General features: G+C 64.7%; 12 protein-coding genes. 6 read left to right on the forward strand and 6 right to left on the reverse strand.

Features of this window, described 5'->3' with window-relative positions:
• The first annotated feature begins 23 nt into the window (after positions 1-23).
• A complete protein-coding gene (locus tag ACNJYD_RS24795) occupies positions 24-323 on the forward strand; it encodes a hypothetical protein (protein ID WP_246571057.1) in 300 nt (99 codons plus the stop codon).
• Between the two features lie 7 nt (positions 324-330).
• Here ACNJYD_RS24795 and ACNJYD_RS24800 read toward each other — a convergent pair whose 3' ends face one another.
• Positions 331-1,620, reverse strand: a complete 1,290-nt coding sequence (locus tag ACNJYD_RS24800; RefSeq protein WP_212256986.1) for a c-type cytochrome — start codon at positions 1,618-1,620, stop codon at positions 331-333.
• 74 nt (positions 1,621-1,694) lie between these two features.
• Positions 1,695-1,955 (reverse strand): hypothetical protein, encoded by a 261-nt coding sequence (locus ACNJYD_RS24805; protein WP_212256734.1) that lies wholly within the window; start codon positions 1,953-1,955, stop codon positions 1,695-1,697.
• 182 nt (positions 1,956-2,137) lie between these two features.
• Between ACNJYD_RS24805 and ACNJYD_RS24810 the strand changes: the two genes are divergently transcribed.
• On the forward strand, positions 2,138-2,260 hold the full coding sequence (locus ACNJYD_RS24810) for a hypothetical protein (RefSeq protein ID WP_283813617.1): 123 nt from the start codon (positions 2,138-2,140) through the stop codon (positions 2,258-2,260).
• A gap of 293 nt (positions 2,261-2,553) precedes the next feature.
• Positions 2,554-3,690: a GNAT family N-acetyltransferase gene (locus tag ACNJYD_RS24815; protein ID WP_439363615.1), complete on the forward strand. Its 1,137-nt coding sequence runs from the start codon at positions 2,554-2,556 to the stop codon at positions 3,688-3,690.
• A 19-nt stretch (positions 3,691-3,709) separates the two neighbouring features.
• Here the strand turns inward: ACNJYD_RS24815 and ACNJYD_RS24820 are convergent, their stop codons facing one another.
• Positions 3,710-4,927: an FAD-dependent oxidoreductase gene (locus ACNJYD_RS24820; RefSeq protein ID WP_439363616.1), complete on the reverse strand. Its 1,218-nt coding sequence runs from the start codon at positions 4,925-4,927 to the stop codon at positions 3,710-3,712.
• 419 nt (positions 4,928-5,346) lie between these two features.
• Between ACNJYD_RS24820 and ACNJYD_RS24825 the strand changes: the two genes are divergently transcribed.
• The 3 genes from ACNJYD_RS24825 (at position 5,347) to ACNJYD_RS24835 (ending at position 9,649) form a co-directional block, all read left to right on the forward strand.
• A complete protein-coding gene (locus tag ACNJYD_RS24825) occupies positions 5,347-6,693 on the forward strand; it encodes a lipopolysaccharide biosynthesis protein (protein ID WP_439363617.1) in 1,347 nt (448 codons plus the stop codon).
• A 215-nt stretch (positions 6,694-6,908) separates the two neighbouring features.
• Complete coding sequence (locus ACNJYD_RS24830) at positions 6,909-8,084, forward strand: glycosyltransferase family 4 protein (protein ID WP_439363618.1); 1,176 nt, start codon at positions 6,909-6,911, stop codon at positions 8,082-8,084.
• A gap of 29 nt (positions 8,085-8,113) precedes the next feature.
• Complete coding sequence (locus tag ACNJYD_RS24835) at positions 8,114-9,649, forward strand: glucosamine inositolphosphorylceramide transferase family protein (protein ID WP_439363619.1); 1,536 nt, start codon at positions 8,114-8,116, stop codon at positions 9,647-9,649.
• Here the strand turns inward: ACNJYD_RS24835 and ACNJYD_RS24840 are convergent.
• The 3 genes from ACNJYD_RS24840 to ACNJYD_RS24850 form a co-directional block, all read right to left on the reverse strand.
• Positions 9,646-11,361 (reverse strand): FAD-dependent oxidoreductase, encoded by a 1,716-nt coding sequence (locus tag ACNJYD_RS24840; RefSeq protein WP_439363620.1) that lies wholly within the window; start codon positions 11,359-11,361, stop codon positions 9,646-9,648. The two genes, ACNJYD_RS24835 and ACNJYD_RS24840, sit on opposite strands and share 4 nt — an antisense overlap.
• A gap of 46 nt (positions 11,362-11,407) precedes the next feature.
• Entirely contained in the window at positions 11,408-11,875 is a 468-nt protein-coding gene (locus tag ACNJYD_RS24845) for a MarR family winged helix-turn-helix transcriptional regulator (RefSeq protein WP_212256745.1), read from the reverse strand.
• 161 nt (positions 11,876-12,036) lie between these two features.
• Positions 12,037-12,984, reverse strand: coding sequence for an ABC transporter substrate-binding protein (locus ACNJYD_RS24850; RefSeq protein WP_212256746.1), 948 nt, complete (start codon positions 12,982-12,984; stop codon positions 12,037-12,039).
• Between the last annotated feature and the right edge of the window lie 15 nt (positions 12,985-12,999).

Here is a 12,999-nt window from a genome sequence, read left to right on the forward strand (position 1 = left end):
GTCGGAAACCAGGAAGCATCACCATGTCTCGTTTGATCACAGCTCTGTCGACGTCCATGATCTTCATCGCCATCGCCGGCGGAGCGGCCGAAGCTGCCGCGCCTCCGCTGACCAAGGCGCAGAAAGTGGCCGTGAAGCAGGCAATCGTCGCATGCAAGGCCGAAGCCAAGGGCAAGAAGATCGCGTGGCTGTCGCGCCGCAAATACGTCAACCATTGCGTGGCGGAAGCGCTCAGGGAACACCCCACGATCGACGTCATTCAGATCCTCAAGGCGCATCCGGAAATGAGGGATTTCCCGATGGACAATTGGGACTCGATCTGAGCGGATGTTAGCGCGAGGTCGCGCGGCCCAGAAACTCGGTCAGCGCGCGTCGGTCCTCGGCCGAGCCGATGCGCTGCTCCGGCATCTTCGTGCCGGGGGTGTAGGCATTCGGCCCGATTTCGAACAATTTCGCCACGGTTTCCGGCGTCCAGACGATGTCCATCGTCTTCAGCGCATCGGAGAAGCGATATCCCGGCAGCGAAGCAATCTTGCGGCCGTAGAGTCCCGCAAGCGTGGGACCCGCACGCTGGACCTCCTTGTCCGAGAGCGTGTGGCAGGCAACACACGCCCGAAACACATCGGCGCCATGATCGCCGGCGTAGGCTGCGAGCGGGTCGGCCGGTGTGCCGATCAGACTTGAACCGATGGGATCGCCGGTGCGCGCATTCCAGCGCCTGATCCTGCCGTCCGCACCACCCGTCATCAGTGTCTCGCGATCGGGAAGGAAGGCGACCGCCCACACCGGCAGCCCGGGCCCAACCAGCGTGCGCAGCAGCTTGCGCGACTTGCGATCGATGATCGCCACTGTGCCGCCGATGCCGGCCGCAGCGATCAGCGCGCCGTCCGTCGACATGGCCAAGGCCACCACCGGTGTCGGACCGGCCACGACCTCGCCGCTGACCTTGCCGTCCGCAGTCAGCATGCGCAGCTTGCCATCGACGGCGCCTGTGACGATTTCACCATCCGGCGCGACAGCCACCGCGTTCAGTGGCGCCGGCAACGTCACGATGTCAGGCTGGCCATCCGGCAAACGCCAGATGCGCAGCGCAAGATCGTAGCCGACGCTGACGGGCCTGCCGTCGGGCAGGAAAGCGACGCCGTTGACGTTCTGCGTATGCCCTTCGAGCACGCGGGATGTGCCGTCCGACAGCGACCAGAGCCGCACTGTCCGGTCCCATGACGCCGATGCGAGAAGCGTCCCATCGGGCGATACCGCGAGCGCCGCGAGGGGTGCGACATGTCCCTCCAGCACCCGGTCCGGCTCCGGCCGCCCCGCCGTCCATACCGCAATGCGCGCATCGGCACCGGCCGTGATCATGCGGCTGTCTTTGAGAAACGCGACGGCATTGACGCCGTCGGCATGATACCGCAGCACTTGCTCGGCAGTATCCGTCTTGAGCGACCAGCGGATCACGGCCGTGTCGAAGCTGCCGGACAGAAGGCTGTCGCCATCGGGTGAAATGGCGAGAGACCGTATCGGGCCGCCGTGCCCGACCATGTCGGCCTGCACCGACGATGCGGCAAAGAGGGCCCACAGCACTGCGGCCACCTTCGTGCACAGAGCTGATCTGTTCATTCCTGGCCGCCTGCTGACATTCACCCTTTCGAGATTGCCAGAAGAGGCACCGGAAATGAATATCCTGAAACGGGCTACTTGGCCGGTGCCGTCGTGGTCTTGGACGAGCCCTCCGGCGCGGCCTGCATTCCAGGGGGACTCTGGCCCTGGGGACTTTCGGGCGGCGCACCACCCGAGCCGGTATTGATCGGGCCTGTCCAACCTTGCGGCTGGAGCTGGCCCTTGTCTTCGGGAGGCGTTTGCGGCGCCGACGAGTTGGGTTGGGCGGGCTGGGCCAGCGCACCCTCGACAAAGCAAAGTGCTGCGAAGCACAGGATCGTTCTCGGTAACTTCACGCAAGGCCTCCGATGCGCTCACCAGGCTTGCAGAGAACTTGCAAGACCTGCATCCGTTCCGAATCGTGCAGCGCAACAGCGAGCTCGCGGAATCCTCCGCTCGAACGGCGATCGCCGCGACCGGCTTGCTCGCCGCAAGCCCTGTCGTATAGATGGCCTGGTCCAACCGAGGGAGGCTGAGGATGAAGGCTTTTTTGCTTGGCTGCGTCGCGGCCGTCGTGATCGCGCTTGCCGGGATGATGATCCTCGATCGCATGCAGGAGCCCGCCGCGCAGGCGTTTGCGACCACCGGGGTGCGCCTCTGATAGGTCCTCACTCGCGCTTGAACCCGATCTAGTTGAGGATGGGAGCGAAGGGCACGAGTTCGACCTAGCGAAGCATAGCCTGCAGCTGAGGATCAGAGATCCCTACGCTATGCGGACGATAGCGTCGTGCGAGGCGGCCTCCACGCGCCTTAAGCATTTGTTAACCATACCAGCATGGTTGAACGCATTGGCGCAAATCGCACGATACCGGTGTCTGACCTGTAACGCCCTTGCTATAAGCGCAGCTACGGTTCGAGCAACGCTCGCGAACGACCCGGTTTTCTTGATTGCTCATGAACAAGCTCAGCAACACCTTCGACATCGCCATCGAGCCGTCGTTCGACTTTCTGTCTCCGGACTACGCCGAGCTATTCGATCGCTCGGCTGCCACAGCGTTCCAGCATCCGGTCTGGTTGCATAGCCTCTACGCCAGGCTCGCGCCGGAAGCGGGCGCAACAGCTCTGGTCGTCGTGGTGCGCCACCGCGACACCGGCGCCCTTGCCATGGTGCTGCCCCTGCTTCGGATCCGACGCGGTCCGATACGAACCGTCGAGTTCGCCGACCTCCGCGTTTCCGACTATCTGGCACCGGTTTGCAGCCCGGACGTGTTCTCACGATTGCTCCAGGATGCGGCTGCATGCGCGCAGATTCGCCGCCTTGTCCGCCCCTTCGATCTGCTCCGAATGGCCAAGCTGCCCGACGGACGGCTTCCGATCGAAGACCTCCTTGCCACGTCCCGCCGCGTCTCGATGAACACCAATGCCTACGCCACGGTTCTGGTCGCGCCGTACGAGCAATGGCGGGCCAGCGCGATGGATCGCTCCTACCAGAAGGAGCTCGCAAAGAAGTCTCGTCAGCTGCAGAAGAAGGGGGCGCTGAGCTTCGCATGCTGCGGCGACAGCGCCGCCGTGCTCGAGGCGATGGACGTGATGAGGAAGTTTCGCGGCCCGCGCTTTCACGCACAAGGCGACGGAGACCTGCTGCAGCGTCCCGAATATTACGGCTTCTATTCCGACGTCGCCCTTCGCGGCCTCGGCTCCTTCGTCCGCCTCTATGCCATGAAGATGGACGGCGAAGTGATCGCCGCCGTGCTCGGATTGTGCCACCGCGGCAGCTTCCTCGTCATCATGAGCGCCTTCGACATTGCCGGTTACAAGAGCCAGTCCATCGGCGCGCTGATGTTCGAACAGGTGGCGCGGGATTGTATCGAGCGCGGAGATCAGATGCTCGACTTCACCATCGGCGACGAGCCATACAAGAAATCGTTCGGCGCACAGCCTTCGCCGGTGTGGGAGGTCACGCAGGCTGGCAGCGCCGTAGGCGCCATCGCGCTCTTCGGGCTGAAGCAGGCGCCCTGGCTCAAGCTGGCGGCCAAGCGGCTCTCGGATCTGAAGGTTCAGCCTGCCCACACTCCGAGGCCGACGCGCTGACGGACGGGGGCCCTAGAGCTCAGGCGCGCAACGCGCCGCGGACACGCCCAAGCCAGCCCGGGTGCATCTGATCGACGCGGTGTGCAAGACTGCGCCGGAGGAAGTGCAACCGTCGCCGCACGTCCCAGCCGATATCGTTGCGCGAGGTCAGCGCCTGGCGGAAGCGTGCCATCTTCAGCGACTGCTGATCCGCCGCGATCTTGTCGCGATCGGCATAGAATTGCGAGATCTTGTCCAGGCCCATGCCTGCGGTCATGAGCCATTGCGGCACATATTCGGTGCAAAGACGATCGACGTCCACCAGCAGGCGGGCGACACCCGTTCCGGCCGCGGGACAATTGGTCTGGAACGCATCGCCGATGAGCACGATTCCGGGCTGGAGATGCCCCTCGACGACGGTCAGGTCCATCACCCAGTTCTGGACCCGATCGGTCACACGGAAATCGCCGAGGTAGCTCCGCAACCCCGGCAGCAGACGCAAGACTGTCGCTTCCGGCTCGCGGCGCAACTCGCGCATGATCGGATCGGTCGGATCGCGGAACATGAAGAGATTGGCTCGCATTCCGGCGCGGACGGGAAATAGGCTGAGATAGTCGATGCCATCCGCCGTGCGTTCGCCGTAACAGGTCAGCGCCTCGAAATCGAACGGGGTGCCATCCTTGCGAGCGATCGTGAAGCCGAACGACACCGAATGGCGCTCGGCCAGCACGCGCCGCCTGATGCCGAGCTTGTAGCCCAGGACTCCCGCCATGCCCGTGGCCAGAACGACGAGGCGCGCCCTCATGCGCCGTCCGGAGGCCAGCTCGACATGCTGGACGTCGTCGCTAGGACCGATCGCCGTGACCTCGTCGACGATCAGACTGGCGGGATCGGGAATCTGGCGACGCGCCATGGCGACGAGATCGGCATAGGGAAATCCGTAGGCCTGGCCGACGCTGACATCGACCACCTTGCCCTCGCGGATGTTGAGCACTTGATCATATCGGCACGCGACATCTCCGAGTGCGTCGAGGAAGCCGAGCTTGCGGAGCAATTCCAGCTGATGGCCGCCGATCTTCTCGACCCGGAACTCGTCCGGATAGACCGCCCGCTTGTCGACGAGCGCGACGCGATGCCCTGCCCGCGCCAGCACGGCCGCCGCAAGCGATCCCGCAAGGCCGCCACCGACGATGGCGACGTCCGAATCGATGGTTGCGCTCTCGCCTCCATCGACTGGCTCGGTCACGGGTCTCGTCATGGCTCCGGCTCCCACGATTAACGACGTCTGCAGTGCAATTCTCTCGCCTGATGTCGCATCGCAGGGCCGAGTGCGAACATTTCCTGAGATTGAGGTTAACGACCGGACGCGCCGAGTTCGCTGCCTCGCCGCGGCACGCGTCTTGCTGCGTCGAATCCATTCCGCGCGCGAGCGCCAGATCTCGTCTTCTCGGTCGTCGATGCGCTACAAATGCCGGCAGTCGCGCGGGCCTGAACTTGCAGAACCAGGACAATGGAGACGGCGATGTTCCAGAACGAAGCAATGGCATCACCGCGATATCGCCGCGACCGCCGAAATCCCGCAGCTCGTCCATTAACACTCGCGATTTCTCGACATGCTAGGTTGCCGCCGGTATCGGAACATGTCCCGTCAGGGGAGCGCAGCCCCTTAACCCTTCCATGATCGCATCCATCCTCCAGTTCATGCGGCGCGACGTCACGCGCGGTGTCGTCGGGACCATCCTGCTCAAGGTCGGCAGCGGCGTGCTCGCGTTCGCATTGTTCTCGCTGGCGGCGCGGACGATGTCGCCTGACGGCTTCGGCATCTTTGCGACCTGGCTTTCGGTGGCGCAGATCGCGGCCGTCGTGGGACTGGTCGGCCAGGAATCCTTGCTGGTGCGATTCCTGAACGAATATCAGGTCGGCGAACGGCCGGACCTTACCAAAGGCGTCCTCCAATCGAGCTTGAAGATCACCTCACTCGCAATGCTGATCGTGATCGGCGGCATCGCGATCGCCGCGAGCGTGAGAGGCGACTGGTGGGTGCTGATCCTCGCGGTGTCGGCCTACACGGCCGTCAATGCCGGATTGATGCTCGGCAGCCAGATCGCCCGCTCGCTGGTCAGCATTCTCATGGGTGAAGGAAACCGCGAGTTCCTTTGGCGGGCCATCGTCGTCCTGTTCCTGCTCGTCATGCTGCTCGCCCATCGCCAACTCGATCCGGCCGAGATGTTCGCGGCGATGACGGTCGCCATGTCGGCCGGCCTTGTTGCGCAGATCGTATCCGTCGCCCGCGTGCTGCCGGATCTGCGCAGTACGCCGGCGCGCTCCGAGACGTCACGCTGGCGATCGAGTGCCCTGCACTTCTGGATCGCATCGATCCTCGAAGTCGCCAACCAATATCTCGACGTCATTCTGGTCTACTGGATGCTGGATCCGACGACCGCAGGAATCTACTTTGCCGCCTCGCGCCTCGCCAACATTTTCGCCATGGTTTCCGCGGCACTTTACACGTTCGGTGCGCGCCGGCTCCCGTCGCTGTATTTCAGCAAGAACCACAGGGAGTTCGAGCGGACCTCGCGCTTGATGGCGGAAGTGACTGCGCTCTGCGTCGTCGCCGGTCTCGCCACGATCTGGATCGGCGGCCCCTATCTCCTCAACCTGTTCGGACCTCATTTCGCCGAGCAGCATTCGGTCCTGATCGTGCTCGCAATCGGAACCGCCATCCAGGCAGCGGGCGGCCCGTCGGCTGCGATCCTGCAGCTGACCGGCCATGAACGAATCTATGTGCCGGTTGTCGCCGCCAGCGTCGCGCTGCGGCTCGTCGGATTTCTCGTTCTCATTCCCTTCCTCGGCGTGCTTGGCGCGGCGATTTCGACGACCGTGTCGCTCGCGCTCGCGACCATTGCGCTGAACGTCCTCTGTCGCCGGCGAAGCGGGGTCGATCCTTCCGTTCTCGTGCTGTTGTGCTTCCCTGCATCGAGGCGCGGCAACTACGCAGTTCGCAGCGCGGAATCACGTGATTAGGTGTCACGTGCCGCTCGGATCATCCGCGCAGGACCGATTGGTTAACGCGCCCGCTGTGCGCCAGCCGGGAACCAGCTGAAATGCTGCGCGAACGACGTCGTCGCCATAGCCTCGCATTAACTCCGTTTGTTGCAAGTCGGTGTCCGCGAGACGCCCGCATGATAGGTACGGAGTTAAGAAGGTGAAGATTTCCTTTCTTTAGCGGGTCGGGATCCGTGCTCCACTATCAGCCGAACAAGGACTTGGGCGAGACGAGCGCGACGGCACCTGCGCGGCCGGACGGCGATGGGCGAAAACTTCACGTGCTTCTCGCACAAACCCAGGCCGAGAACGCCGGTGCACAGGAGATCTCCCGGCTGCTCGGCGCCGGCCTGACCGCGCGCGGTTACCGGGTCACCAACCTGTTCTTCTTCCGCAAATCGGACTCCTTCGACGAGCCGCCCGATACGCTCTACTGCGCGCCAAGCCGGCCGGGCAATCCGCTGGCGCTGCTGCGGATGCTGTGGACGCTCGGCCGCCACATCAGATCCACCAGGCCCGACGCCGTCCTGACGTTCCAGCATTTCGGCAACGTCATCGGCGCCGGCGTCACGCGCCTCGTCAGCCGTGCACCGGTCGTCGCCAATCAGGTTTCATCCGCGCTGGCGATGAGCCGGCCGGTCCGCACCGCCGACATCGCCATGGGCAGCCTCGGCTTCTTCGATTGCATCACGCTCAATTCGCGGGACATGGAGCGCGAATATTCGCGCTACCCCGCGGCCTACCGGTCGCGCATGGTGCATGTGCCGCACGGCTTCGACGACAAGGCCCTCACCCTGTCGAAGGAGGCGGCGCGGCAGCGATTCAATCTGCCGCCGGATCGCGTCCTGCTTGGCTGCGCCGCACGGCTGCATCCGCACAAGCGGCTCGATCTGGCGATACGTCTGCTGCCGGATCAACGGTCCTGGCATCTTGCGCTCGCCGGCCAGGGAGCCGACGAGGCCCGGCTGAGGCAACTGGCGAACGACTTGAACGTCTCGGACCGCCTGCATTTGCTTGGGGAGATTCCTCCCGGCCGGATGGCGGATTTCCTCGCTTGTCTCGACGTGTTCGTCTTTCCGACCCAGGCCGAGACCTTCGGTCTGGCTGCCGTCGAGGCCGCCAACGCCGGTGTTCCCTCGGTCGTGACTGATCTTCCCGTCCTGCGCGAAGTGTTGTCCTACGAAGGCAGACCGACTGCACTCTTCGTCGATGCCTCCGATCATGCGCAGCTCTCCGCGTCCGTCTCGAGGCTGCTGACCGACAAGCAATTGCGCGACGACCTGCGACAAAACGCCAAAGGCCTGCGGCTGCGCTATTCGGTAGATGCCATGGTCGAGGAATACGTCCGAATTCTCGACCAGGTCGTTTGACCTGATGCGCTGGAACAGATTGGCTCGACATGATCATCGAGTTTCGCTGTGAACGTGAGTACGCGCGACGCTGGATGGACCGCAGGACACTGTCGGTCGACGGCCGGGACGTGCCGGTGCAAGTTGCATGGACGGCAACGGCGGAGCCGCGGCCGGCAGGTCTCGATGCCCTGTTCGAGCTCGAGCGCCTGGTGTTGCACAAGGGCAAGCACAGCGGCGCCGACGGGCTGACGATCGGCTCCGAACCAGCACGCGCCAGCGTCGGCACGGCCGACGTGATCGTCGATTTCACGAGTGCCCCACGCGATCCGGCCAGCCCTGCCCGGCTGTATCTCCGGCCGCTGTTCAACGGCGTCGCCGGTGAAAATGCCGCGCTCGCCGCCATCCTCGCCGGCGACCTGCCGGTGATCGAGATCGTCAACGAGATCGACGGCTCAGTCCTCGATCGCGGCCATCCGTCCGGAGAGATTGCCGCGGGCCTCAGCGGCGCGCTCGAAACGATCATGGCGCGGACTCTGACCATGCTGGCGGCGATCCTGTCGGGAAGGCCGCGCATCGTGCCGCAGCTGCCGCACCCCGCTGGAATTGGCTCGCGACGCGGCGCGGTTGGCTACGTCGCGCGCGGCCTTGCCGTATCGATCGCCAAGGAGATCTATCGGCTCTGCTGCTATGCCCCGCATTGGCATATCGGATGGCGCTTCAACGACGGCGCGGGCGTCTGGCAGACCGGAGACCTGTCGGGTCCAGGCTGGAACGTTCTGAGAGATCCTGGAAACCACTTCTATGCCGATCCCTTTCCCGTCACCTGGCAGGGCCGGACCTTCGTCTTCTTCGAGGATCTCGATCACCGCGTCGGAAAAGGCATCATCTCGGCGATCGAGTTCGCCGACGCGGGGCCAGTCGGCGAGGTGATGCCGGTGCTCGAGGAGCCCTGTCACCTCTCCTATCCGTTCGTGATCGAGGACGATGGCGAGCTCTGGATGATCCCGGAGAGCTCGATCCGCGGGGACGTCGCCCTCTACAAATGTGTTCGGTTTCCGGACAAATGGGAGCGATACGCAACGCTCCTTTCCGGCCTCGAGCTGGCCGACGTCACGATCACGCGCCACAACGGCCTGTATTATCTGTTTGGCGCCTGGCGCGACGGAACGGCTGGCTATTCGGATTCGCTGGCGATCTACCACGCCGATCGACTCTTGGGGCCCTGGTTGCCCCACGCCAGCAATCCCGTCCTGATCGACCGTGCAAGCACGCGGCCGGCAGGAAACTTCGTCACACTCGATAACAAGCTGTGGCGACCGGTCCAGGACTGTACCGACGGATACGGCGCAGCGCTTGCCCTGGCGGAAGTGGTCGAACTGTCGCCGACGGCATTCAAGCAGATCGTCCGCCATGCTCTGAAGCCCGGACCGGCATGGCCCGGCAGGAAGCTGCATACCCTGAACCGCTGCGGTCGCCTCGAGCTGATCGACGGATCGCGCGTCCAACCCAAGACCAGTCTCTTCGCGAGCGCAATTCCGTCGGCCGCCTCGCCTGCGCGAACCAATCCCTCCACCGCGCGCTAGCTGCCGCTTGCTAGCCCGGCGTCTTCGCGTGCACCGCGCGCGAGTGCGCGGCCGAGCACGCGTGCGATCGTCCCGGCCTGCGATGCGTTGCCGCGCCAAGCCACGATCTGGTCGGGACGTATCAGGGCGAGATCCGCCTCGTAGAGATCGCGCAACGATCTGGGCAGCGTGACGAGCTTTACATCGGCCCCGATCGCGCGGATCGTCTCAGCGAATGACCCATGGGCCGACATCACGTCCCCAAACTGAAGCAGCGTCCATTCGAATCCGAACAGGTCATACAGCGACATGCCGTCGTCCAGCCACGCATGCGGTGCGCGGCCGCCGGGACAGGCGGTGGGAATGTAGACGTTGGCGGCATCCGGCGGCGGCTCGCTGCCGTCGGGGACGATGATCGGCGAGCCGTCGTAGCGCCCGCCAAAGGTGACGCCGGGGATGTTGAACTCGGCGCGGGCGTGCTGATCGAGATAGGCGCCCGCGATCCGCCGCGCTTCGTGGCCGGCGTCCGTCGCATCCTCGATCTCCGGCGCCGGCGCGAAGAAGCCGAGCGAATCGGCGAAGCGCCGCGCATAATCGGTGTTGCGGAGCGCTACCGGACGCCGCTCGACCTCGTAGCTGCCGAGCAGTGCCGCCGGGCTCACGCCCTGGACGACGCTTGCGAGCTTCCAGCCGAGATTGACCGCATCCTCGATCGCGGTGTTGTAGCCGAGCCCGCCGGTCGGCGTGAACAGATGCGCCGCGTCGCCGCCGAGGAAGACCCTGCCCCGCTGCATCCCGTTCGCGACCAGTGCGTGACCGGCGGTCCAGGTCAGGAAGGACAGAACTTCGCAATCGATCGGCGCACCGCAGGCGCGCTGGAACGCGGCTTGGGCCTCGTTGATCGTGATCGCACTTTCGTCCTCGCCCGGCCGCAACTGGGTGTGGAACGCAAACTCGTCGCGGCCGTTCACCGAGGCCATGAAGGCGCGGCGGTCGCCGTTGAAGCAATTGTACATCCACGCTTTCGCGTGGGGGACGCGTGCGTAGAAGTCGGGCGAGCGGAGATAGACCGCCAGCATGCGGCCGCCCATGAAATCGCGCTGCGTCCCGGTCTCGCCGCCATAGACGATCCCGAGCGATTGGCGAACCATGGAGCGCGGCCCGTCCGCCCCGACCAGGAAGTCGGCGCCGATCCGGAAGCGGCTGCCATCGTCGAGACATTCGACCTCGCCGACGATACCGTTCGCGCTTTCGGTGTAGCCGATCAGCCGGTGACCGTAGTTGAGCTCGATGCCGGGGAGCCGTTCGGCGTGACGGCGCAGCACCGCCTCGACATATTTCTGCGAGACCCGATGCGGCAGCTCCGCCGCGCTCCAGGAGCCCGACATGCCCTTGATCAGCTCGCCCGCCCGCGACGCCGGCGGCAGCGCGAACCGCGCCAGCTCGTAACCGGTATAGCGCGTGAAATAGGCAACGTCGGTCGGGTAGTCCGCGGGCAGACCTTCGCGTCTGATCTCGTCGGCAAAGCCCAGCCGTCGATAGTGCTCCATCGAGCGCGCCTGCGTCGCATTGGCTTGCGGATTGAAGGCCGTGCCCGGCTTTTCATCGACCAGGATCGCGGACACCCCGCGGCGGCCGAGCTCGTTCGCCAGCATCAGCCCACAAGGGCCCCCGCCCACGATGAGCACCGTGGCCGTCAGACGAGTTTCCAAGACGCTTCTCCCTGCCAGCATCATCTTGCATGGTAAGGTTACCTGACGATTTCGTCAAGCTGCCTGACTAATCGGGATCGTCGAGCGTATCGAACTCCGTGCCATACGCCGCGAGCCCCTTCAGGATCGCGTCCATCGTGCCCTTGCCGAGCTCGGCGCGCATCTCCCGCTCGGCGACGTCGACGGCATCGCGGAACGCATCGAGCCATTTGCGCCCCGTGGGCGTGAACATGACGATGCGCGCGCGCCGGTCGGTCGGATCGGCGATGCGATCGACGAGGCCGAGCTCGGCGCATTGATCGACCAGCTCGCCCATTGCCTGCTTGCTCATGGAGGCGCGGCGGGCGAGCTCGGTGAGCCGCGTCCCCTCCACGTCGAGATTGCGCGTGAGGCTGACATGGGCGATGCGCGTCTCGTCGTGGCCCCGCTCGCTCATCAATTCGAGCACACGGCCTTCGAAGCGCCGCACCGCGTTATTGAGCAGGCGGCCGATATTGGCATGCCGCCACGCCGTGCCTGACGTCCTGGATTTCACCGGATCTGCTTTCCGAATCGACCGATCGAGATCGTGGAAAGCTAGCACAGGCATCGCTGCGTACTACCGGTGAGCACGCAGGGTATCGGCGGCGGGCGGCGCGATCGAACCGCCGCCCGTCATCTCTCATGCTTCGAACGTCTCCAGCAGCGGACGATGCCTTACTGGGAGCGATCCGAGGTCCAGCCCTTGTACTCGGCGACGTTGTCCCTGGTCACGAGCTTTGACGGCAGCAGCTCGACGGTCGAGGCCGGCTTCTGGCCGTTGAGAATGCCGACGCCGACCTGCACCGCGCGCCGCGCCATGAAGAACGGGTCCTGCGAAGCAGAAGCCTGGATCTGCGGCGACTGCGGATCTTTCAGCGCGGCCTCGATATCGGGCGCGCCGTCGACCGCCGTGATGATCATGCCGCTGCGGTTCTGCTGGCGCGCCGCAAGGTCGGTGCCGATCGCCTGCGGATCGTTGATAGCGAAGATGGCGTCGATCTTGGGGAAGCGGGTCAGATAGCCCTGCGCGACGGTGAGACCGCCCTCGCGCGAGCCCTTGCCGTCCTGGTCGCTGGACAACACCTTGATGCCGGGATTTTTCGAGAAGACATTCTTGCAGCCGACGACACGGTCGATGACGGCGGAGACCTGTGGCCCGTTCTCGATGATGACGTCACCCTTGCCGCCCAATTTGTCGACGATGTACTGGCAGGAGATCTCGCCGGCCTGCACGTTGTTCGTGGTCACGGTGGCATCGGCACCCTCAGCCGCGGTGTCGACCGCGACAACGACGATGCCCGCGGCTTGCGCCTTCTTGATGGCCGGCCCGATCGCCTTGGGATCGCCGGGATTGAGCAGGATCAGGTCGACGCCGGCGGCGATGAAATTGTCGATCTGGGTGACCTGCTTGCCGAGGTCGTATTCGAAGCCGACCGCCGTGATCTTCACGTTGGGATTGGTCTTCTTGGCCTCGAACTCGGCGCCCTTCGACAGCGCGACGAAGAACGGGTTGCCCATCGATCCCAGCGAGACGCCGATCGACTTGAGCTCCTTGGCGAAGGATGGTGCGGTGGTCAGGGCAAGCGCGATGGCGGCGCCGGCGAGCATGATCGTCTTCAACATGGACTTCCTCCCTGG

Origin of the sequence: Bradyrhizobium sp. SPXBL-02, from assembly GCF_051853065.1 — a bacterium.
In the GTDB taxonomy this organism is placed as follows: domain Bacteria; phylum Pseudomonadota; class Alphaproteobacteria; order Rhizobiales; family Xanthobacteraceae; genus Bradyrhizobium.